Source organism: Brevundimonas sp. RM1 (genome assembly GCF_052907225.1).
In genome coordinates this window covers 171,803-193,138 of the sequence record NZ_JBRERY010000004.1, presented here as the reverse complement: position 1 = coordinate 193,138, position 21,336 = coordinate 171,803, and the positions used below count along the sequence as shown (strand labels likewise).

Here is a 21,336-nt window from a genome sequence, read left to right as displayed (position 1 = left end):
AGTGATAGGGGGTTGGATTTGCGGAAGCTCGCCAAAACAATCGATCTGGTGGCGGCGTTCGACTCCTCTCCCAACCCCTATATGCTGCTGGATCGCGACCTGCGTTTCGCCGGCATGAACCAGGCCTATCTGGACGTCACTCAACGCCGACGCGACGACCTGATCGGCCATCACGTCATGGAAATGTTCGCGCCGGGCGACGCTCCCGACAGCGAAGAGGAAAGCCGCCGGCTGCGCGCCTCTTTCGACAAGGTGTTGGCCACGGGCGAACCGGATCATCTGGCGGTCCTGCACTATCCCGTTCTCACGCCCGGCCCCGACGGAGAGCCGGTCTTCGATGATCGGTTCTGGAGCTGCACCCATACGCCGATCAAAAATGAAGACGGTCAGGTCACGCATATCCTGCAGCACACCAGCGATGTGACCGAGCTTCTACGTCTGCGCCAAAAGACGGTCGACGGGGCGGGCCAGTCATCCGCTCTGGACGCCATGGTGGGCGATGAGGTGTTCCGACGGGCCGTGAAGATCGAAGCTAACAACCAGCGCCTCGAAGCCGAACGCAAGCAGCTCACCGACATGCTGATGAATGCGCCGGGCTTCGTCGCGGTGCTGAACGGCCCCGACCACATGATCCAGTTCTGCAATGAAGCCTGCTATCGACTGGTCAGCCATCGCGACATTCTGGGCCAGCCGGTACGCGACGCCCTGCCCGAACTGAGCGACCAGGGCCATCTGGATTTCCTCAACGACGTCTATGAGACGGGCGAGCCGGTTTATGGCCGCCAGCGCGCCTTCGCCCTGCGGCACGCGCAGGACGGTCCGCTGGACCATCGCTACATCGACTTCGCCTATCAGCCCATTCGCGGCGACGAGGGAAAGATCGTCGGCATCTTCGTCCAGGGCCACGACGTGACCGACGTGGTGCTGGCCGCCGAGCGCCAGAAGCTGATGATCGACGAGCTGAACCACCGGGTGAAGAACACCCTGGCTACGGTCCAGTCCATCGCCATGCAGACCGCGCGCACGCACCAGGATCCCAGCTCCTTCGCCGCCGCCTTCCAGTCTCGCATCCTGGCCCTGTCGCACACCCACGACCTGCTGACCCGCAGCCATTGGGAAGGCGCCGACCTGCGCGCCGTGCTGGAGCACGAGACCCAGGCCCACGGCATCGGGCGACTGACCATGAACGGGCCGCACGTCGCCCTGTCGCCGGCGCGCGCGGTGTCGCTGGGCATGATCTTCCACGAGCTGGCCACCAACGCCGCCAAATACGGCGCCCTGGCCTGCGGCGACGGCCGCGTCATGGTCGACTGGGCCATCAGCGACCAGAAGTCGCCGCGCCTGCACATCACCTGGCGCGAAGCCGGCGGCGAACCCATCCCCGAGCCGGAACGGCGCGGTTTCGGCACCCGCCTGATCGAGCGCAACGTGCGCCATGACCTGCATGGGACGGTGCAGCTCTCCTATCCGCCCGAAGGCTTCTGCGCCGAGATCAGCCTGCCCCTAGAAACGGAAACCCTATGACCGACGTGCTTTCAGGCCGCCGCGTGCTGATCGTCGAGGACGAGTCCCTGGTCGCCATGCTGCTGGAGACCATTCTCAGCGACATGGGATGCACCGTCATCGGCCCAGAATCGAATGTCGGCGACGGCCTGCGCGTCGTGACCGGCGAGACCGATCTCGACGCCGCCCTGCTGGACGTCAATGTGGCGGGCCAGGAGGTGTTTCCCATCGCCGAGGCGCTGAAGGCGCGGGGCGTCCCCTTCGTCTTCTCGACCGGCTATGGCGAAAGCGGACTGCCCGAGCACTGGCGCGGCAATCCCACGGTGCAGAAGCCCTTCACCGACGCCGCCATCCGCGACGCCCTGATGGCCGCTTTGAACATGAGCATGGCCTGACTGCGGCCGCCCAAAGCTCATTCAGGCGGCCGCGGCTGCATGAGCGTCTTCCCAGGCCTTGAGGCGACGCAGCACGTCCGCCTCGATGTCGGCGTAGAACAGGTTGTAGGCCGGGATCCGGCGCTGATCGGCCCAAGACACCGGCGTGCGGAAGGATTCCGAGCTCAGGCGCGAGCGCCACAGGATGCCCTCCCGGCATTCGGCCGCGACCAGGCGGCGCTGAAATGCGGGCCGCGCGCCCCATTCCAGATTGGTGGCGTTGGTGGCGCCTCGGCTCTCACGCGCCTCGGACACGGGCGCGTCGACTGATCCTGTCACCGGGTTGACGCAGGCGATGGGCGCGTCCGCGGCCTCGACCAGGGCGCCGCGATCGTTCCAGGTCAGGGCGCGGCGAATGACCCGCTTGGCCTCGCCCTCGCCGTTCTCCTCGACCGCGCGCCAGGACAGGGCGCAGCCGGTTTCATCGTCTGTGCGGCACAAGGGCGTGTGGGTGAAACGGCTGACCGGCGTCACACCCTCGACGAGATAGGCGGCGACCAGACGCGCCTTGAGCGAAGCGTCCCTGGCCACCTGATCATGCAGCAGACGGTCGACTAGATCAGCGCCCTGCTCCACCCCGACCAGAACGATCGGACCGTCCGGTCGCAACGCCAGCCAGCGGTCGAAGGCGGCCTCGATGTCGCCATAGGCGAAAGCCCGCGCTTCGCGCGCGTCCTCGCGCAGCGTCAGGCGGCTGTAGAGGCTGGCCTGGCGATACAGGGGCGCGCTGACGTCGCCTGCCGAGGCGAACGGCCCGGCGTAGTTGGGTAGGACGACGGTCCGCAGTTTGGTCAGGGCGCGGCGGTCGTCGATGGCCCCGTTCCAGTCGCTGCCGCCGTCGTAGGTGGTGGAGTGGACGAAGAAGACATGGGCCGCCCCCGCGCCCGGCGCACGGGCGTTCAGCAGCGCCCAGGCGCTCTTATCGTCATAGTCGGGCGCGGCCGGGGGCTCATAGGTCTGGAACGGAATCTGAGGGTCCAACCCCGCGCGCAAAATGTCGCCGCGCCACACGGCCACCGCCGCCGTCAGCAACAGGACGAGCGCGAAGCCCGTGTAGCCGACCCACTGTCGAAAGGTCAGCTTGGAGCGCATCAGCGGTACGGGTCCGGCTGGGCCAGGAAGTCCTGGACGTAACGGCGCACGCCTTCCTCCAGCGGCGTCGACTGGCCGCCGTAGCCGAGGGCGCGGATGCGATCCATGCTGGCCTCGGTGAAGTACTGATAGCGATCGCGGATCGCCTCGGGCATGTCGCTATAGGCGATGGACGGCTCCTTGCCCGCCGCCGCGAAGGTGGCGCGGGCCAGATCGGCGAAGGAACGCGCCTGACCCGATCCGGCGTTGAATACGCCCGAGACAGCCTCGTTCTCCAGCAGCCACAGGATAATGCCGACCACGTCGTCGACAAAGACGAAGTCGCGCAGCTGGCCGCCGTCGGGATAGTTCGGGTTGTGCGAGCGGAACAGGCTGACCGTCTCGCCCGCCTGAACCTTGGGCCAGATCTGGGCGACGACCGACTTCATGCCGCCCTTGTGGCCCTCGTTCGGGCCATAGACGTTGAAGAACTTCAGCCCGGCCCACTGGGGCGGCGCCTCGTCGCGATCGGCCTGACGCACGGCATACTGGTCGAACAGATATTTCGAATAGCCATAGGCGTTTAGCGGGCGCAGCGCATTCAGGCTCTCAGGATCGTCGCGATCCTCGAACCCGGCCTCGCCGTCGCCGTAGGTGGCCGCCGAGGAGGCGTAGATCATCCGCACGTTACGCACCGCGCACCAGTCCCAGATGTCGCGCGACAGGCTGAAGTTGGTGCGCAGGATCAGGTCGGCGTCCGGCTCGGTCGTCGAGGAGATGGCGCCCATGTGAATCACCGCCTCGATGCGCTCGGCGTGACGCTCCAGCTGGTCGAACAGCTCTTCGGGCGCCCACAGGTCGGCGATGGGGTGTTTGGCGATGTTCTTCCACTTGGCGAGGTCGGCCGTCTCCAGCCGGTCACAGACGACCACGTCCCAAGCGCCGCTCTCGCACAGGCGGGCGACGATGTTGGAGCCGATGAAGCCCGCGCCGCCGGTCACAACGATCATGCGAGGCGTCATTCAGGAGCTCCAGTCATCTTCTCGATCGTCTTCGTCGTGGAATAGCCGTCGGCGAAGTCGGCCAGACGGACCTCGCCGCCCCAGCTTTCGACCTCGGCGGCGCCGACGACCTTGTCCTTGGTGTAGTCCGAGCCCTTGATCAACACATCGGGTTTCAGCCGCTCGATCAGGGTGATGGGCGTCGGGTCGTCGAAGGCGGTAACGCGGTCGACGCTGGCCAGACCGCCGATGACGGCGGCGCGGCTGTCCAGATCATTGACGGGGCGTCCCTCCCCCTTCAGGCGCCGCACCGAGGCGTCAGTGTTCAGCGCCACGACCAGCCGGTCGCACCAGCCGCGCGCCTGGCTCAGATAGGCGACGTGGCCGCGGTGCAGGATGTCGAAGCAGCCGTTGGTGAAGCCGACCTTCAGGCCCTGACGCTTCCACGCCTCGACCTGATCGGCCAGTTCGTCCAGCGGAGTGACCTTGGACTGGGCGAGAGCCGCGTGCTGGCTCATCTCGGCCTCGATCAGTTCGGCGGGCGTGACGACGGCGGTGCCGCTCTTGCCCACCACTACGCCCGACGCGAGGATGGCGAACTGCACCGCCTGCTCCAGCGTCGCGCCGGTGCCCAAAGCGAGGCCCAGCGCCGCGAGGCAGGTGTCGCCCGCGCCGGACACGTCGAACACTTCACGCGCCCGGCCGGGGAAGTGGGTGACGCCGCCACCACGCCGCGCTAGCGTCATGCCCTTGCCCGCGCGGGTGACGATGACGGCCTTGGCCGTGGTAGCGGCCAGCAGGGCGGCCAGCGCCGCCTCGACCTGTTCGTCGGTCTCGGTCGGCAGGCCGGTGGCGCCCGCTAGTTCGCTGGCGTTCGGCTTGATGACGTCGACCGCGCCATAGCGGGCGAAGTCGCGGCCCTTGGGATCGACGATGACCGGCGCGCCGTATTCGGCCCCGGCCCACAGCGCCGCCTGGATGGCGCCGTCGTCCACCACGCCCTTGGCGTAGTCGGACAGCAGGATGGCGCCCGCGCCCCGGAACACCGCCTTGTCGGCATAGCCGGAATGGGTCGCGGCCTCGTCGTCCAGACGCAGCAGTTGCTGGCCGGCGGCGACGAAGCGCGTCTTGACGATGGTGGCGGCGCCCTCGGGCCGGATCAGGGCGTCCTCGATCCGGTCCTCGGCGGCGATCAGATCGGCTAGCTCGGCGCCCGCCGGGTCATGGCCCGCGACCGCGCCCAGACGGGCCCGACCGCCCAGAGCCGCGACGTTGCGGGCGACATTGCCCACGCCGCCGGGCATGGCCACGGTGCGGCGCGCGCGCAGGACGGGGATCGGCGCCTCGGGCGAGATACGGCTGACCTCGCCATAGACATAGCGATCCAGCATCAGATCGCCGACGCAGGCGACCTTCAGGTCACGCACGCGCTCCAGCAGGGACTGCAGGGCGCCGAGATCAAGAGAACGTTCAGCCATGACGCCGAACTAGCGGATTCACGCCGTCTTCGCCATCGGCCCCTTGTGGCCGAGCTTGATGGCCAGATCGTCGAAGGCGATCAGTTCAGCGGCCAGCGCCTCGAACTGACTCAGCGGCACCATGTTGGGGCCGTCCGAGGGGGCGTTGTCCGGATCTTCGTGCGTCTCCATGAAGACGGCGTCGACGCCGACCGAGACGGCGGCGCGGGCCAGCACCGGCACGAACTCGCGCTGACCGCCCGAGGAGGTGCCCTGCCCGCCCGGCTGCTGGACGCTGTGGGTCGCGTCGAAGACGACGGGGCAGCCGATCTCACGCAGGATCGGCAGGGCGCGCATGTCGCTGACCAGGGTGTTGTAGCCGAAGCTGGCGCCGCGCTCGCAGGCCATGACGTTGGGATTGCCCGCGCCCGTGACCTTGGCGATGACGTTCTTCATGTCCCAGGGGGCCAGGAACTGCCCCTTCTTGATGTTGATCGCCTTGCCCGTGGCGGCGGCGGCCAGCAGCAAGTCGGTCTGACGCGACAGGAAGGCCGGGATCTGCAGCACGTCGACGGCCTCGGCCACGCCCGCGCACTGCGCCTCTGAGTGGATGTCGGTCAGGGTCGGCAGGCCGGTGACTTCACGGATTTCGGCGAAGATCGGCAGGGCGTCCTTCAGACCGATGCCGCGCGCAGCCGTGGCGCTGGTGCGGTTCGCCTTGTCGAAGCTGGTCTTGTAGATGATGCCGAGGTTCAGCCGCTCGCCGATCTCCTTCAACGCATGGGCGGTCTCCAGCGCATGCTGGCGGCTTTCCATCTGGCACGGGCCGGCGATGAAGACGATGCGGGCGCCGCCGCCGATGACGACGGGTTTCTTGAGGCCTTCGGACAGGGTGATGACGGCGTTCGGAGAGGTCACGGCGGCGCTTTCGACTGGTTTCAACTGTGGTTCGCGGGCCTATGCCGCGACTTTAAGTCGGACAGGTGGCGTCGCAGCTATGATTCCGCAACTTATCCGGCGACTCAGGCCCTGACCACCGGCCGCACGATCATGATAGTCTGACGAAATGACCCACACCGACACGCCCCTGATCTCAACCGCAGCCCTGGCGTCGCGGCTAGGCGCGCCGGACCTGAGAATCATCGACGCCAGCTGGTGGCTGGACGGGCGCGATGCGCGGGCGGATTTCGAGCGCGAGCGGCTGCCGGGCGGCGTCTTCTTCGATCTGGACGCCGTGTCGGATCGGGAAAGCCCCTATCCGCACATGCTGCCGTCGCCGGACATCTTCGCCGAGACGATGGGCGCGCTGGGCGTCACGGAGAGCGACGACATCGTGGTCTATGACGCGCAAGGGCTGTTCTCGGCGGCGCGGGTCTGGTGGACGCTGCGGACGATGGGGGCCAAGCGGGTGCGCGTGCTGGACGGCGGCCTGCCCAAATGGAAAGCCGAGGGGCGGCCTCTGCAAGGCGGCGCGGCCGAGGCTCCCGTCCCCGCGAAGTTTGAGGCGCGGTTCGACGCCGACGCCGTGACGGACTTCGATCAGGTGCGCGCCGCGCTGGCGGACGGTCTTCAGGTGGTCGATGCACGTGGGGCGCCGCGTTTCCGGGGGGAAGCCGCCGAGCCGCGCCCCGGCGTGCGAGCCGGCCATATGCCGGGGGCGCTGAACCTGCCCTTTTCCAGCCTGCTGAATGCGGACGGGACGCTGAAGCAGGCTCAGGCGCTGGACGACGCCTTCCGCGCCGCGGGCGTCGATCTGGAGCGGCCCGTCATCACCAGCTGCGGCTCCGGCGTGACGGCGGCGGTCCTGACGCTGGGGCTGGCCGTGCTGGGGCGTCCGTCGCGCCTCTATGACGGATCGTGGGCGGAATGGGGGGCGCGTCCCGACGCGCCGGTCGTAACGGGCGAGGCCTGATCAGGCCGCCGAGCGTTTGGGCGCGCGGATCAGAAACACCTGCCCGGCCAGAACCAGAGCCAGTCCGACGAAGGCCAGCACGCCGAAGCGCGCCCCTTCGAACATCACCGACACCAGCATGGCGATCGGCGGCGTCAGGGCCGAGATATAGCTGGCGGTCGCATACCCCCTCGCCCGCGCGATGGTGAAATAAAGACCGAAGGCGATGACCGAGCCGAACACCGCCAGATACAGCAGCGAGATCACATAGGCCGGGCTCCACGCCACCGACCAGGAGACGCCCGTGACCAGGGCGTAGAGCGCCAGCGTCCCCGTACCGTAGGCCATGGCCCAGGCGGTGGACGGCAGCACCTGCGAACCCGCCTGCTGCCCCTTCCAGGCGAACCAGTTGCCGAAGGCCGAGGCGACGACGGCGATCACGGCGAAGCTGACGCCCGCGACCGCGTGGACGCCCAGGCCTGCGCCCATCACCTCGCCCGCCGACAGGACGCCGACGCCGACCACGCCCAGCCCCGCGCCCAGCCAGGCGGCGGCGGCGGCCTTCTGGCCCGAGGCGACGCGGAACAGGATCAGGTTCAGGAAGGCCAGCGCCGCAAAGATCACCGCCACCACGGCCGAGGCGATCTTCTCCTCCGAGGCGTAGACGAAGGCGTAGCTGATGGCGAAGGAGAACAGCCCCTGCCCCAGCGCCGCCAGATGCTGGCCGCGCGTCAGAGCCAGCCGACCGCCCGTCGCCTTGACGATCAGGGCCAGCAAGGCCGAAGCGATGCCGAAGCGCAGCACCACCGAAATCACCGGATCGACGGCGCCCAGCTGGAAGGTGATGGCGTACCAGGTCGTGCCCCAGATCAGGGCGCAGACCCCGACGCCGCCGATGGCCAACACAGCGGGTGAAGACAGGCGCGACGACGCGGTTTCGGATTGGGGAGCTTCAGACTGTGACACGCCGGCGACTCGGTCGAAACGAAACGGGAACTTCCGATAGCACCGCTTTGTCCCCGCCGTCTCTCTACTGTTGCAGCCTTATGTGACGCTGGCGCGTTCTGCTAAGCTAGCCGCGCACAAAGGAGACGCCGATGCGCTCATTCCTCGCCCCCCTCGCTCTGGCCCCGGTCCTTTTGGCCGCCGCCTGCTCCTCCATGCCGGAAGCCTCTATGACTGAAGTCCAGGTCACCGCCACCTATCGCGAACGCATCATGCTGCCGCCCGGCCATGTCCTGACGGTCAAGGTCGAGGACGTCAGCCTGATGGACGCGCCGTCCCGCACCATGGCCGAGGTGCGCCAGCCCCTGAACGGTCGCGCCCCGCCCTACGCCGTCACCCTTTCGATGCCCAGCGACAAGATCGACGCCCGCCACCGCTATGCCGCACGTGCTGAAATCCGCGACGCCTCCGGCGCCCTGCGCTTCACCACCGACACCAACTACGCTGTGCTGACCAACGGCGCCTCGAACAGCGCCGACATCGTCATGGTGGGCGTGCGCTAAGCCTTGAGCGGCCTCGCCAAACGATCGGTGCTGCTGTCCGGCCACGCCACCTCGGTGGCGCTGGAGCCTGAGTTCTGGGCCGTGCTGGACGCCATCGCGGCCGAACTGGCGTTGAGCCGGTCCGGCCTGCTGATCCGCATCGACGCCTGGCGGGGCCGCCGCCCCCTGGCCTCCGCCTGCCGCATCCTGGCCCTGCAGTGGACCGGCGGCGACCGCAGTTTCGCAGAAGAGAAGACGCCATGAGCGACGCTCGCATCGACAACAATCGCCTGATCCCCGCCGCCGTCTTCGGCGGACTGGTGGCCGTGGGCCTGATCGGCGGCGGCGCCCTGATCGGTCAGGGCGTGGTCAACGCCCGCGCGGGCGACCGCTCCGTCACCGTGCGCGGCCTGGCGGAAAAGGACGTGAAGGCCGATCTGGCCGTCCTGCCGATCCGTTTCACAACCTCAGGCGACGTACTGTCCGAAGTGCAGGCGCGCATCGACGGCGACCTGGCCATCGTGCGCCAGTTTCTGAAGGCGCAGGGCTATCCCGACGACGCCGTGGACCTGGGTCAGCTGGGCGTGGCCGACACCCGATCGCGCGAATACGCCAGCCAGACCGGCGGGCCGCGCTTCATCCTGACCCAGACCGTGATCGTGCGCACCACCGACGTGGACCGGGTCCAGACCACCACCCGCAACCTGAACGATCTGGTGCGGCAGGGCGTGGTGCTGCAGGACTTCAACGGTCCCTCCTACATCTTCACCAAGCTGAACGACGTGCGCCCGGCCATGATCGCCGAGGCCACGGCCGCCGCCCGCAGCGGCGCCGAGCAGTTCGCCAAGGATTCCGGCGCGCCGCTGGGGCCGATCAAGACGGCGGGACAGGGCTCGTTCGAGATCCTGTCGCGCGACGGCACGGGCGACGAAGCCAGCACGCCGAACAAGAAGGTCCGGGTCGTCACGACGATCAGCTATCGACTGAAATAGGCCCGCGCCAATGCGCCCGCCCGGTCAGGGGTCCGTCAGATAGGCCGCCAGCACGACGGCGTCGTTGTGCTCTTCGTCCCTGGCCCCATAGACCAGGGTCGCCGGGCCATCGGCGAGCGCGGCCTTCAGTTCGGATACGACATCGCCGTTGGCCTCCAACTCCGCGCGATAGCGGTGCTGGAACTCCGTCCATTTCGCCGGATCATGGCCGAACCACTGCCGCAGCTCCGTTGTCGGCGCGATCTGCTTGAGCCATAGGTCCACGCGGGCCTTGTCCTTGCTGAGACCACGCGGCCAGAGGCGGTCGACCAGGATGCGCGTCCCATCCGCATCGGACGGCGGTTCATAGACGCGCTTCAAGGCGACCTTCACGGCCTCATCCGCCCTGTGGTTCGGGCGCGGCCACCTGGGGCGGTTCAGAGGGGCGCGGCAATTCGGGCGGAGCCGGGCGGTCTGGAACCTCAGGCAGGCGCGGCGTCGGCACATTGATGTCGACGTTCAATTCGGGCGTTGACGGCGCCGGCGCCCTTCCTCCGGCGAACACGAACCAGGCGATCACCGCCACGGCGACGAGAAGGCCCCCGACGATGAAGGCCAAACCCGCCCCGCCGCCCTTTCGCGGCGCCGGGGCGTTGTTGACGGTAGTCTGATGGACGACGCGCTCAGGCGGGATATTGGGATCGGTCATGACGCGGCCTCAGGACCGCTCGGCGCAGCCGGCGCCGAGACTTCAGGCAGCTTGACCTCGACATCGACATTCTTGGTGTCCGACGCCCCGCCTCGGCCCAGAAGGAACCAGGCCAGGACAGCCACAACCACGACCAAACCGCCGACGATGAAGGCGAGACCGGCGTTGCCGCCGCCGCTTGAGTTTTCCGCCATAAGGCATCCCTTCCCTTTGCTGACCCTGTCGTGTGCGAGAACGACGCTCTGACTGCGCGGTTCCGGAAGCGCCGTGTGCGAATAGGCCTGACTTTGGTCGCTGTGCTGCTTATGTTCTCCCATTCAGATTCCGGCGGCTCGCCCGCCTGTCCCGCCGCCTGAGTATCCGCCCCTGTGACCGACCTGCCCGCTCCCCGCATTTCCGACCTCGCCCGCGCCCAGACTCCGCAAGGGCCGGCGGCCGACTATCTGTCGGGCCTGAACCCCGAGCAGCGCGAGGCGGTGGAGACGACCGAGGGGCCGGTGCTGGTGCTGGCGGGCGCCGGCACGGGCAAGACGCGCGTCCTGACCACGCGCCTGGCGCACATCCTGGCGACGGGCCGGGCCAAGCCGTGGGAGCTGCTGGTCGTCACCTTCACCAACAAGGCCGCGCGCGAGATGCGCGAGCGGATCGGCCATCTGATCGGCCCGTCGTCCGAAGGCTTACGCTGGCTGGGCACCTTCCACTCGGTCGCGGCGCAGATCCTGCGTCGCCATGCGGAACTGGTCGGGTTGAAGTCCAGCTTCACCATCCTGGACACCGACGATCAGGAACGGCTGCTGAAGCAGCTTCTGGAAGCGGCCAACATCGACACCAAGCGGTTCACGCCCAAGTCGCTGGCCCATATGATCGACCACTGGAAGAACCGCGGCTGGACGCCCGACAAGCTGCCGCCGGGCGAGGACTTCGCCAACGGCAAGGGCCCGGCGCTGTACGCCGCCTATCAGGCGCGGCTGGCGACGCTGAACGCCTGCGACTTTGGCGACCTGCTGCTGCACAACATCACCATCCTGTCGAAACATGCTGATCTGGCGGAGGAATATCGCCGCCGGTTCCGCTACATCCTGGTGGACGAATATCAGGACACCAACGTCGCCCAGTATCTGTGGTTGCGGCTGCTGACCTCCTCAACCGGCAATGTCTGCTGCGTCGGCGACGACGATCAGTCGATCTACGGCTGGCGCGGGGCCGAGGTGGACAACATCCTGCGCTTCGAGCGTGACTTCCCCGGCGCCAAGGTCATCCGGCTGGAGCGCAACTATCGCTCGACCAAGCACATTCTGGGGGCGGCCTCGGCCCTGATCGCGGCCAATCAGGACCGGCTGGGCAAGACCCTGTGGACCGAGGACGACAGCGGCGACAAGGTGCGCGTGCGCGGCGTCTGGGATGGCGAGGCCGAGGCCCGCCTGATCGCCGACGAGATCGAAACCGCGCGCAAGCAGGGCATGAATTACAAGGATATGGCTGTTCTTGTTCGCGCGTCATTTCAGATGCGGGCGTTTGAAGAACGCTTCCTGATGCTGGCCATTCCCTATGTCGTCATCGGCGGGCCGCGCTTCTTCGAGCGGGCGGAGATCCGCGACGCCCACGCCTATCTGCGGCTGATCCAGTCCGAGGACGACGACCTGGCGTTCGAGCGCATCGTCAACGTTCCCAAACGCGGCATCGGCGACACCAGCGTCCAGAAGATCCTGCACATCGCGCGCGAGAACGGCGTCTCGGCCATGCGGGCGGTGCGCCACCTGATTACGACGGACGAGCTTCAGGCGCGCACCCGCACGCCGCTGGCCAACTTCGTGCGCGATCTGGACCGCTGGCGCGACCTGATGGCCATGGGCACGCCCCACTGGCAGGTGACGGAGACCCTGCTGGACGAGAGCGGATACACCGCCATGCAGAAGGCCGACCGCACCAGCGGCCAGACGCGGCTGGACAACCTGAAGGAACTGACCCAGTCGATGCAGTCTTTCGAGACGCTGCAGGCCTATCTGGAGCATGTTTCGCTGGTCATGGACCTGGAGCGCCGCGACGAGAACGCCGACGGATCGGGCTCGGTGCAGATCATGACGCTGCACGGCGCCAAGGGGCTGGAGTTCCCGCTGGTCTTCCTGCCGGGCTGGGAGGAAGGCGTCTTCCCCAGCCAGCGCAGCATCGACGAGAAGGGCGTGAAGGGCCTCGAGGAGGAACGCCGCCTGGCCTACGTCGGCGTCACCCGCGCCAAGCAGGACGCGCGCATCAGCTTCGCCGCCAACCGCATGGTCTATGGCCGCTGGACCTCTCAGCTGCCCAGTCGCTTCGTCGATGAACTGCCGATCGCCCACGTCGAGCCCCAGTCGGACACCGGCTATTACGGCGCCTCAAGCGGCATGAAGGAGGCCAAGAGCCGCTGGGACGACGCCCCCTCCTTCGGCGGCAGCTATTCCAGCCCCGGCTGGAAACGCGCCCAGACCTATACCGCCGCCCAGACGCCCAAGCCCGCCTATGCCCGCCGCGCCGTGATCGAGGGCGAAGGCCGCCTGATCGCCACCGCCGATCCCAAGGCGGCGTCCGGCTGGTCGCGCGGCGACCGCGTCTTCCACCAGAAGTTCGGCTATGGTCAGGTGCGCGCGGTGGAGGGCAACAAGCTGGTCGTGAGTTTCGATAAAGCGGGCGAGAAGAAGGTCATCGACACCTTCGTGGAGAAGGCGTGAGAGGGGCGATCGCCCCTTCACGTCATGATCCCGACGCCCCCACCCTGTGGGAACAGGCGGCGGCAGGCCTGATCCTAGCCCTGTTGTCCGGCGCCCTGCTCGGCCCGATCTTCGCGCCGAACCAGGAAGAGACCCCAGTGCTGCGGCTGGTCTGGCCGCCGATCTATCTGGTGATCCTGGGACTGGTCGGTTTTCGCGCTCGGCGAATGGCGGCGGCCTGGCCCGCCTTCATCCCCTTGTTGCTGATGGTCGTCCTGGCGCTGGCGTCCAGCCTGTGGTCCCAGGCGCCGGATGTGACCGAGCGGCGGGTGTTGGCCCTCGGGCTGACCGGGGTCTTCGCCGTCTATCTGGGCGCGGTCTTTCGCGGGATCGCCCTGCCCCGGATGCTGACGGCGACGTTTCTGGCGTTGGGGCTATGCAGCCTGATCGCCGTCTTCGTCTTTCCAGGGTTCGGCGTCCACCATGCGGCCAACGCCGGCCTGTGGCGGGGCGTCTGGTACGAGAAGAACCAGCTGGGCATGGTCATGACGCTCGGCCTGATCGCCGCTTCGGCCCTGCTGGCCGCGCAGACGGACCAGCGTGACCGCCGTCTGGCGCTGGCCGCCCTGGCGGTCTGCACCCTGGCCCTGCTGGGGTCGCAATCCAAGACCGCCCTGATCATGGCCATGCTGGGCGGCGGCCTGGTTCTGCTGTGTCGGCTGATCCGACGTATGGGGCCGGTGTTCGGCGTCGTCGCCGTCTGGTGCATGGGCGCGGCCGTGGTCGGCGGCCTGTGGGCATGGAGCGAGTTCTCTGTCGAAATCCTGGCCCTGCTCGGCAAGGATCCCAGCCTGACCGGCCGCACCGAAATCTGGGACGCCATCGCCCGCATGACCGAGCGCAGGCCCTGGCTGGGCTATGGCTACAGCGCCTTCTGGCTGCCGGACTCGGAGCCGATGGAGTGGATCCGGCATGAGACAGGCTGGCGCGTGCCGTCCGCACACCAGGGCTGGCTGGACCTGCGCGCTGAGTTGGGCTGGGCGGGCGTCGGCCTGGTCGGCGCCGTCGTCGCCGTGACCTCGGCGGTCGTTCTGATCCGCCTGACCGGCCTGGGACGGCGCGAGGGATACTGGAGCCTGGCCTGGCTGGCGGCCTTCCTGCTGCTGAGCCTGTCGGAAAGCGTGCTGATGAGGCACCAGGATTTGCCGTGGACCCTGTTCATGGCGCTGATGGCGCGTAATCTGATCCCGGACCGAGCGCCCTGATCCCTGATCCGCCGAACTGACGCGGGCCTTGCCCCCGCCCTCTTCGAAGCCTACCAGACCCTGCCCCGAATCGCCGCAAAATGCCCTGATGGACGACCTGTTTTCCAATCTCGACGACGCCGAACCGGCCAAGCCCGCCGCCCCTGCGCCCGCACCCGCTGCGGCGACGCCTCCGGTCGCGCCCCAGCCGGCGCCGGCCCCCGTGCATCAGCCCAAGGTCGAGCTGACGTCCCACGCCAGCGCCGCGACGGCGGCCGCCACCGGCTATTCCGCCTCCTCGATCGAGGTGCTGGAGGGACTTGAGCCCGTTCGCAAACGCCCCGGCATGTACATTGGCGGCACGGACGAGCGCGCCCTGCACCACCTGTTCGCCGAAGTGCTGGACAACGCGATGGACGAAGCCGTCGCCAAGCACGCCAAGCTGATCACCGTCGATCTGGACGCCGAGGGGTATCTGTCGGTACGCGACGACGGGCGCGGCATTCCGGTCGACCCCCACCCCAAGCACCCCGGCAAGTCGGCGCTGGAAGTCGTCATGACCGTGCTGCACTCGGGCGGCAAATTCTCGGGCAAGGCCTATGAGACCTCGGGCGGCCTGCACGGCGTCGGCGTTTCGGTCGTCAACGCCCTGTCGGAAAGCCTGGACGTCACCGTCTGGCGCGACGGCTTCGAGTGGCGCCAGTCCTTCAGCCGCGGCCATGTGCAGGCGCCGATCCAGCAGGTCGGTCCCTCGAAGAAGAAGGGCACCCTGATCCGGTTCAAGCCGGACGAGCAGATTTTCGGCGTCGGCGCGACCTTCAAGCCCGCGCGCCTGTTCCGCATGACGCGGGCCAAGGCCTATCTGTTCCGCGGCGTCGAGATCCGCTGGACCTGCGCGCCGGAGCGCATCACCGACCAGACGCCCGCCCAGGCGACGCTGCACTTCCCCGGCGGCCTGGCCGACGCCCTGGCCGAGCGCGTGGGCGAACTGGAGACCGTCACCCCCGTCTTCGCCGGACGTGTAGAGCGCAAGGGCGAAGCCGGCGCGCTGGAATGGGCCGTCACCTGGTCGCCGATCGGCTTCGGCGACGCCGACAGCTTCATCGCCTCCTACTGCAACACCGTCTCGACCCCCGACGGCGGCACGCACGAAGCGGGTTTCCGCGCCGCCCTGGTCAAGGGGCTGAAGGCCTATGGCGAGCTGATCAACGAGAAGCGCGCCGCCCAGATCACGGCCGAAGACGTCATCGCCAATGCGGGCGCCCTGATCTCGGTCTTCATTCGCAACCCGGAATTCCAGGGCCAGACCAAGGACCGCCTGTCCTCGCCCGAGGGACAGCGCCTGACGGAACAGTTGCTGCGCGACCCCTTCGACCACTGGCTGACCGAAAGCCCGAAACAGGCCAACGCCCTGCTCGGCTTCGTCATCGACCGCGCCGAGGACCGCCTGCGTCGCCGCAAGGACAAGGAAGTCCAGCGCGCCGCCGCCACCCGCAAGCTGCGTCTGCCCGGCAAGCTGTCGGACTGCTCACGGCAAGCCGCCGAGGGCACCGAACTGTTCATCGTCGAAGGCGACTCGGCCGGCGGCTCGGCCAAGCAGGCGCGCGACCGCACGACCCAGGCCATCCTGCCCCTGCGCGGCAAGATCCTGAACGTCGCCTCGGCCACGGCGGACAAGTTGCGCGCCAACGTCGAACTGACCGATCTGATGCTGGCGCTGGGCGTGCAGGCGGGCAGCCGCTTCAGCGTCGACGACCTGCGCTATGAGCGCGTGGTCATCATGACCGACGCCGACGTCGACGGCGCCCACATCGCAGCCCTGCTGATCACCTTCTTCTATCGCTCCATGCCGGACCTGATCCGTCAGGGGCGGCTGTATATGGCCCTGCCGCCGCTCTACCGGATTTCGGCGGGTCCGCTGTCGGAATACGCCCGCGACGACGCGCACCGCGACGAGCTGCTGGCCACGACCTTCAAGGGCAAGAAGACCGAGATCGGCCGGTTCAAGGGTCTAGGCGAAATGATGGCCTCTCAGCTGAAAGAGACCACCATGGACCCGAAAAAGCGGACTCTGGCCCGCATCGCCCTGCCCGACAGCGAGGAAGAGATCGAGGATCTGGTCGAACGCCTGATGGGCCGCAAGGCTGAGGCCCGCTACAACTTCATCCAGGAAAACGCCCGCTTCGCCCAGGCCGACCTGGACGTCTGATGACGTCTTCCGCCGTCGCCCTCTCGGCGACGGCGGACTGAACCACCCTAGCCGACCATCCGGCCGACGGTGTCGTCCTTCCAGATGAAGCGGTGGACCAGCACCATCAGGATATGGCCCGCGATGGCGGCCAGCAGCACCCAGGCCAGCAGGCCGTGGGCGGCGTTAGCGGGCGCGGTCATCCACGGCACCTCGGCCCAGCCGCCCTCGATCAGGCGCACGCCGAACACGTCCAGCGGCTTGCCCGATCCATACTGCCGCAGCAGAGCCAACGCCGGAACGATCAACATCAAGGCGTAGAGCGCCAGATGTCCGAGCTTGGCGGCCAGGCCCCAGAAGCCGCCGCCGTGCTCCGGGCGCGTCTTCATGTTGTACAGGCCCCACAGGGCGCGCGCCACGATCAGAGTCAGCAGGATGACGCCGATCCCCTTGTGCGTGCCGACCCAGAAGGCGGTGATCGCCGCCTTGCCGACGATCTCCTTCACGGCCATGCCCGCAAACTGCCACGCCAGCAGCAGAGCCATGACCCAATGCAGCCCGCGCGTGACGGCGCCATACCGGAAGCCGTCGTCTCTCCACTGCGTCGCCATGAAGCGCGCCCCCTTTGCTGATAACGAGTCTCAAACACGATTCGAGGCGGAATCGGCCGCCAGATCCCGCCTCGCAAATTGTCGCAGCCGAAGCCGGGCTAAGGCTTAGGGAGCCTTGACGCCGTCGTCGTCGGCCTGGGTGCGCTTGTCATAGACGTGGTCGACGATGCCCCAGGCCTTGGCTTCCTCGGCGGTCATGAAGTGGTCGCGGTCCAGGGTGCGCTCGACCTCTTCATAGGTGCGGCCGGTGTGCTGGACGTAGATTTCGTTCAGACGGCGCTTGGTGGCGATGATGTCCTCGGCGTGGCGCTCAATGTCCGAGGCCGTGCCGCGGAAGCCGCCCGAGGGCTGGTGCACCATGACCCGCGCGTTCGGCAGGGCGATGCGCTGGCCTGCTTCGCCCGCCGTCAGGATCAGCGATCCGGCCGAGGCGGCCATGCCCATGACCACGGTCGAGACCGGCGACTTGATGTACTGCATGGTGTCGTAGATCGCGAGCGCCGAGGTCACCTGACCGCCGGGGCTGTTGATGTACATGCTGATCTCCTTCTTCGGGTTCTCCGATTCCAGGAACAGCAGCTGGGCGCAGATCAGCGAGGCCATGCCGTCCTCGAACGGACCGGTCAGGAAGATGATCCGCTCGCGCAGCAGGCGCGAAAAGATGTCGAACGACCGTTCGCCGCGGCTGGATTGCTCCACCACCATCGGCACCAGGTTGTTGGAGATGTAGTCGATCGGATCGCGCATAGGGTCTCTCGGATTCATGGCGCGCTTGAGTCGCGCCCCTTCACTTCAGCATATCGCGTTCGCTTCCAGCCTACGCAAGACGTAAGGCTCAAAGACAGCTGCCTCAGTCAGCTTAACGATCCTGACGCCCTCGAACCACTTCGTCAGCGATACCGCGAGTCTGCGCTTGCAAGGTGAATCGATTGGGGGGCGCCCTATAAAGGGCCGCGAGATAATCTCGATCCCAACGCGTCATCTCAGTAAATTCTGTCGGACGGTTAAATAGATTCAGTATGGTGTCCTGCCCAGCAGGATTGCCATCCGGATTCACCTGAGCCAAGGCAATAAAAGCCACATAGTCGGCCAAGGCGCTCATTCGAACAGCGCTTGTCTTGCTGAAATCTACGATCACAACTACGCGCGCCAGATCGTCACGTACATTAGTGCGGAGACGAGACGCCTCCCGTACAGCGTTTACCGGGTAGTCCTCCCCATCGAGACGCACGGCCAGATCGCCCGTATCGACATTAACCGGAAGGCTGACATGCCACCATCGGACAGGAGCGACTCCGTCCTGGAAACGGTTCAACGCAGCACTTCCTCGGTCGGTAGATCCGCGAGCTGGACGATATCCTCGTGGATCGTCCTTCACCAGAGCTTTGGCCATGCCAGCACCGTCATCAGTACCGACGACCATCACGTCTACCTTACAGCCAGGCTCGGCGACATCGCCTCCTGCCTCGATGATGCGCAAGGCGATACGATCGATAATCGCCTGGGCATACCGAGGCGCCACATACGCTGTAGCCACACAAACCGGCTTGCTCCAGCGCGCCAGGGGGCGTCCAGCCGGCGGCGCCATATTGCTTTCGATGAAGGTATCGACGCGTGCGCGCAACTGGGCGTCGCGGAGGGTGGCGACCACCTCGACATCTTCAACCTGAACCGTATCCGGGTCAGAAGTCATCTGGGGTTGCGCCTGCGAGAGCTCGGAACCCGTGAGGCCGACCGCAAAGGCCATCATCGTCCAAAACGCCATCAACCTGAATCCTGAATCAAAAAAGGGTCCGCTGAAGCGGACCCTTCCCTTTTGCCGGACCAGCCGGGATAACAACAGTTACCGATCCGTAAGACGGGGCAATCAGCCCTCGTCTTCTTCCTTCAGCAGCTCTTCCTTCGAGATGGCTTCGTCCTTCACCTCAGCGACCGAGACGATCAGGTCGACGACCTTCTCTTCATAGATCGGCGCGCGCAGCTGGGCGGCGGCGTTCGGGTTCTGGCGGTAGAAGTCCAGCACCATGCGCTCCTGGCCCGGGTAGTTGCGGGCTTCGGCCATGATGGCGTTCGACAGTTCCTGATCCGAGACGCCGACGTTGTTGGCGCGGCCGATCTCGGCCAGGACCAGGCCCAGGCGCACGCGGCGCTCGGCGATCTTCTTGTACTCGGCCTTCAGTTCGTCTTCCGACTTCTTGGCGTCGTCTTCCGGTAGCTGGCCGGCGTCCTTGTCGGCCGAAACCTGAGCCCAGATGCCTTCGAACTCGGCGTCGACCATCTTCGGCGGCAGCGGGAAGTCGTGGCCTTCGTCCAGCACGTCCAGCAGGGCGCGCTTCAGCTTGAAGCGGGTGGCGCCGGCGTATTGCTGGTTCAGGTTGGACTTCAGCAGTTCCTTCAGCTGGTCCAGCGACTCCAGGCCGATGCGCTTGGCGAACTCGTCGTCGATCTTGGATTCGACCTCGGCCTTGATGGCCTTGACGGTGACGTCGAAGGTCGCGGCCTTACCGGCCAGATGCTTGGCCTGGTACTCTTCCGGGAAGGTGACCTCGATGGTCTTCTCTTCACCGACCTTGGCGCCTTTCAGCTGCTCTTCGAAGCCGGGGATGAAGCGGCCCGAGCCGATCACCAGGTCAGCGTCGGTGGCGGCGCCGCCGTCGAAGGCCTCGCCGTCGATCTTGCCCAGGAAGTCGATGGTCAGCTGGTCGCCGTCGGCGGCCTTGACCGTCTTGCCCTTCTTGTCCTCGTAGGACTTGGCTTGCGACGCCAGTTCCTTCAGCGCCTCGTCCAGATCCTCGTCCGAGGCCTCATAGGTCGGGCGGGTCAGCTTCAGGGTCTTGGGGTCGACCGGGGTGAATTCCGGCATGACTTCCAGCGACATTTCATAGGCCAGGTCTTCCTGACCGGCGATGACCTTGTCCATGTCCGAGGTCAGCTTCATCTCGGCCGGCGCGGCCGGGCGGATCTTCAGCTCTTCCAGGGCGCCCTGGCTGGTTTCGTTCAGCGAGGCGTTGATGATTTCGCCCATGAAGTCACGGCCGAAGGTCTTCTTGACGTGCGAGGCCGGCACCTTGCCCGGACGGAAGCCCTTCAGCTTCATCTGGGGAGCCATTTCCTTAATGCGGGCTTCGAGCTTCTCATTCAGCTCGGCGGCGGGAATGGTCACCGCGATCACGCGGCTGAGGCCTTCGTTCGACTTTTCGACGACTTGCATGGTCGGGTATCTGACGCTCTGTGGCGACGCCACGAAGGCGCGCGGTGGATAAAGCAACAGGGCCGCCCCTTTCGGGAGCGGCGCCTCGGAGCCCGCCCTTATGTCGAGAAGGGGCCGAAACGTCAACGCAACGCGGTTCCTTTGTGGGCATCGGCCCGCTATCTGATGGCCCATGAGCCAGCCTTCAGCCCCCATCGGCGTCTTCGTCACGCCCGTTACGCCGCTTCAGCAGAACTGCACGACGGTCTGGTGCACGCAGACGAAAAAGACCGCCGTCATCGATCCCGGCGGTTCGGTCGACGCCATTCTGGGCGAGGTCGCGCGGCGCGGTCTGACGCTGGACGCCATCTGGATCACGCACGGCCATCTGGACCATGCCGGCGCCGCCGCCGAGATGCAGGAAAAGACCGGCCTCGACATCGTGGGTCCGCACCCTGAGGACCAGTTCTGGATCGATCTGATTCCCACGCAGGGTCAGAAATACGGCCTGCCCGAGGCCCGCAGCTTCACCCCCACGCGGTGGCTGGACGACGGCGACGTGCTGACGCTGGGCGAGACGAGGTGGGAGGTCTTCCACTGCCCCGGCCACACGCCGGGCCACGTGATCTTCTTCAACCGCGAGGCCCGCTTCGCACAGGTCGGCGACGTGCTGTTCCAGGGTTCGGTCGGCCGCACCGACTTCCCGCGCAGCGATCATCAGGCCCTACTGACGGCGATCACCACCAAGCTGTGGCCGCTGGGCGATGACGTCACCTTCGTCCCGGGACACGGACCGCATTCGACCTTCGGGGCCGAGCGAAGGACCAATCCGTTCGTCTCGGATCAGGCGATGAAGGCGGCGCCCATCGCCCGACCCGCCTCCGGGCCAGCCTAG

Annotated in this window: 22 protein-coding genes; 10 read left to right on the top strand and 12 right to left on the bottom strand. The window is 66.9% G+C overall.

What is annotated here, in order from left to right; translation table 11 throughout:
- The first annotated feature begins 18 nt into the window (after positions 1-18).
- Together ACU5AP_RS06480 and ACU5AP_RS06475 are read left to right on the top strand one after the other, a co-directional pair.
- On the top strand, positions 19-1,524 hold the full coding sequence (locus ACU5AP_RS06480; RefSeq protein ID WP_223850861.1) for an HWE histidine kinase domain-containing protein: 1,506 nt from the start codon (positions 19-21) through the stop codon (positions 1,522-1,524).
- A complete protein-coding gene (locus ACU5AP_RS06475; RefSeq protein WP_040345610.1) occupies positions 1,521-1,898 on the top strand; it encodes a response regulator in 378 nt (125 codons plus the stop codon). Before ACU5AP_RS06480 ends, ACU5AP_RS06475 begins: the two co-directional genes overlap by 4 nt.
- Positions 1,899-1,919: 21 nt before the next feature.
- On the opposite strand, the gene ACU5AP_RS06470 is transcribed toward ACU5AP_RS06475, so the two are convergent.
- The 4 genes from ACU5AP_RS06470 to kdsA are packed head-to-tail and all read right to left on the bottom strand — an operon-like array spanning position 1,920 to position 6,408.
- Positions 1,920-3,029, bottom strand: a complete 1,110-nt coding sequence (locus ACU5AP_RS06470; protein ID WP_128720193.1) for a DUF3089 domain-containing protein — start codon at positions 3,027-3,029, stop codon at positions 1,920-1,922.
- The gene (gene rfaD, locus ACU5AP_RS06465) at positions 3,029-4,030 is read right to left on the bottom strand and encodes an ADP-glyceromanno-heptose 6-epimerase (protein WP_446680973.1); all 1,002 of its coding nucleotides are present in this window, start codon (positions 4,028-4,030) and stop codon (positions 3,029-3,031) included. The genes ACU5AP_RS06470 and rfaD overlap by 1 nt, the downstream gene beginning before the upstream one ends.
- Positions 4,027-5,487: a D-glycero-beta-D-manno-heptose 1-phosphate adenylyltransferase gene (gene rfaE2 / locus ACU5AP_RS06460; protein ID WP_128720194.1), complete on the bottom strand. Its 1,461-nt coding sequence runs from the start codon at positions 5,485-5,487 to the stop codon at positions 4,027-4,029. Before rfaE2 ends, rfaD begins: the two co-directional genes overlap by 4 nt.
- Positions 5,488-5,505: 18 nt before the next feature.
- Positions 5,506-6,408, bottom strand: coding sequence for a 3-deoxy-8-phosphooctulonate synthase (gene kdsA / locus ACU5AP_RS06455; RefSeq protein ID WP_223850863.1), 903 nt, complete (start codon positions 6,406-6,408; stop codon positions 5,506-5,508).
- Between the two features lie 124 nt (positions 6,409-6,532).
- Between kdsA and sseA the strand changes: the two genes are divergently transcribed.
- The gene (gene sseA / locus ACU5AP_RS06450; RefSeq protein ID WP_128720195.1) at positions 6,533-7,378 is read left to right on the top strand and encodes a 3-mercaptopyruvate sulfurtransferase; all 846 of its coding nucleotides are present in this window, start codon (positions 6,533-6,535) and stop codon (positions 7,376-7,378) included.
- On the opposite strand, the gene ACU5AP_RS06445 is transcribed toward sseA, so the two are convergent.
- Positions 7,379-8,323 (bottom strand): DMT family transporter, encoded by a 945-nt coding sequence (locus ACU5AP_RS06445; protein WP_232464007.1) that lies wholly within the window; start codon positions 8,321-8,323, stop codon positions 7,379-7,381.
- A gap of 209 nt (positions 8,324-8,532) precedes the next feature.
- On the opposite strand from ACU5AP_RS06445, the gene ACU5AP_RS06440 reads away from it, so the two are divergent.
- Genes ACU5AP_RS06440 through ACU5AP_RS06430 form a run of 3 tightly spaced genes read left to right on the top strand, consistent with a single transcriptional unit; the run spans position 8,533 to position 9,836 of the window.
- Positions 8,533-8,865, top strand: a complete 333-nt coding sequence (locus ACU5AP_RS06440) for a YbaY family lipoprotein (protein ID WP_446680972.1) — start codon at positions 8,533-8,535, stop codon at positions 8,863-8,865.
- Between the two features lie 3 nt (positions 8,866-8,868).
- Complete coding sequence (locus tag ACU5AP_RS06435; RefSeq protein WP_040345615.1) at positions 8,869-9,108, top strand: ribbon-helix-helix domain-containing protein; 240 nt, start codon at positions 8,869-8,871, stop codon at positions 9,106-9,108.
- A complete protein-coding gene (locus ACU5AP_RS06430; RefSeq protein WP_003165313.1) occupies positions 9,105-9,836 on the top strand; it encodes an SIMPL domain-containing protein in 732 nt (243 codons plus the stop codon). Before ACU5AP_RS06435 ends, ACU5AP_RS06430 begins: the two co-directional genes overlap by 4 nt.
- Before the next feature lie 24 nt (positions 9,837-9,860).
- Here the strand turns inward: ACU5AP_RS06430 and ACU5AP_RS06425 are convergent, their stop codons facing one another.
- From ACU5AP_RS06425 to ACU5AP_RS06415, 3 genes are read right to left on the bottom strand one after another with little or no spacing between them, the layout of a single operon-like run.
- Complete coding sequence (locus ACU5AP_RS06425) at positions 9,861-10,208, bottom strand: DUF488 domain-containing protein (protein ID WP_003165314.1); 348 nt, start codon at positions 10,206-10,208, stop codon at positions 9,861-9,863.
- Positions 10,209-10,212: 4 nt separating this feature from the next.
- On the bottom strand, positions 10,213-10,524 hold the full coding sequence (locus ACU5AP_RS06420; RefSeq protein ID WP_164917947.1) for a hypothetical protein: 312 nt from the start codon (positions 10,522-10,524) through the stop codon (positions 10,213-10,215).
- The gene (locus ACU5AP_RS06415; RefSeq protein ID WP_003165316.1) at positions 10,521-10,718 is read right to left on the bottom strand and encodes a hypothetical protein; all 198 of its coding nucleotides are present in this window, start codon (positions 10,716-10,718) and stop codon (positions 10,521-10,523) included. The genes ACU5AP_RS06420 and ACU5AP_RS06415 overlap by 4 nt, the downstream gene beginning before the upstream one ends.
- Positions 10,719-10,892: 174 nt before the next feature.
- On the opposite strand from ACU5AP_RS06415, the gene ACU5AP_RS06410 reads away from it, so the two are divergent.
- From ACU5AP_RS06410 to ACU5AP_RS06400, 3 genes are all read left to right on the top strand, one after another.
- Positions 10,893-13,229: an ATP-dependent helicase gene (locus ACU5AP_RS06410; protein WP_128116644.1), complete on the top strand. Its 2,337-nt coding sequence runs from the start codon at positions 10,893-10,895 to the stop codon at positions 13,227-13,229.
- On the top strand, positions 13,226-14,473 hold the full coding sequence (locus ACU5AP_RS06405) for an O-antigen ligase family protein (RefSeq protein ID WP_312991102.1): 1,248 nt from the start codon (positions 13,226-13,228) through the stop codon (positions 14,471-14,473). Before ACU5AP_RS06410 ends, ACU5AP_RS06405 begins: the two co-directional genes overlap by 4 nt.
- Before the next feature lie 88 nt (positions 14,474-14,561).
- Positions 14,562-16,661 carry a DNA topoisomerase IV subunit B gene (locus tag ACU5AP_RS06400; protein WP_076222672.1) on the top strand — a complete coding sequence of 700 codons (2,100 nt, stop codon included), beginning with the start codon at positions 14,562-14,564 and terminating at the stop codon, positions 16,659-16,661.
- A 47-nt stretch (positions 16,662-16,708) separates the two neighbouring features.
- Here ACU5AP_RS06400 and ACU5AP_RS06395 read toward each other — a convergent pair whose 3' ends face one another.
- The 4 genes from ACU5AP_RS06395 to tig all read right to left on the bottom strand — a co-directional run bounded on the left by ACU5AP_RS06395 (position 16,709) and on the right by tig (position 20,462).
- A complete protein-coding gene (locus tag ACU5AP_RS06395) occupies positions 16,709-17,251 on the bottom strand; it encodes a cytochrome b (protein ID WP_128720198.1) in 543 nt (180 codons plus the stop codon).
- Between the two features lie 105 nt (positions 17,252-17,356).
- On the bottom strand, positions 17,357-17,998 hold the full coding sequence (locus ACU5AP_RS06390) for an ATP-dependent Clp protease proteolytic subunit (protein WP_003165321.1): 642 nt from the start codon (positions 17,996-17,998) through the stop codon (positions 17,357-17,359).
- A 112-nt stretch (positions 17,999-18,110) separates the two neighbouring features.
- Positions 18,111-19,016, bottom strand: a complete 906-nt coding sequence (locus tag ACU5AP_RS06385; protein ID WP_128720199.1) for a hypothetical protein — start codon at positions 19,014-19,016, stop codon at positions 18,111-18,113.
- A 102-nt stretch (positions 19,017-19,118) separates the two neighbouring features.
- Complete coding sequence (gene tig, locus ACU5AP_RS06380) at positions 19,119-20,462, bottom strand: trigger factor (protein WP_003165323.1); 1,344 nt, start codon at positions 20,460-20,462, stop codon at positions 19,119-19,121.
- A gap of 172 nt (positions 20,463-20,634) precedes the next feature.
- Between tig and ACU5AP_RS06375 the strand changes: the two genes are divergently transcribed.
- Positions 20,635-21,336 carry an MBL fold metallo-hydrolase gene (locus tag ACU5AP_RS06375; RefSeq protein WP_446680971.1) on the top strand — a complete coding sequence of 234 codons (702 nt, stop codon included), beginning with the start codon at positions 20,635-20,637 and terminating at the stop codon, positions 21,334-21,336.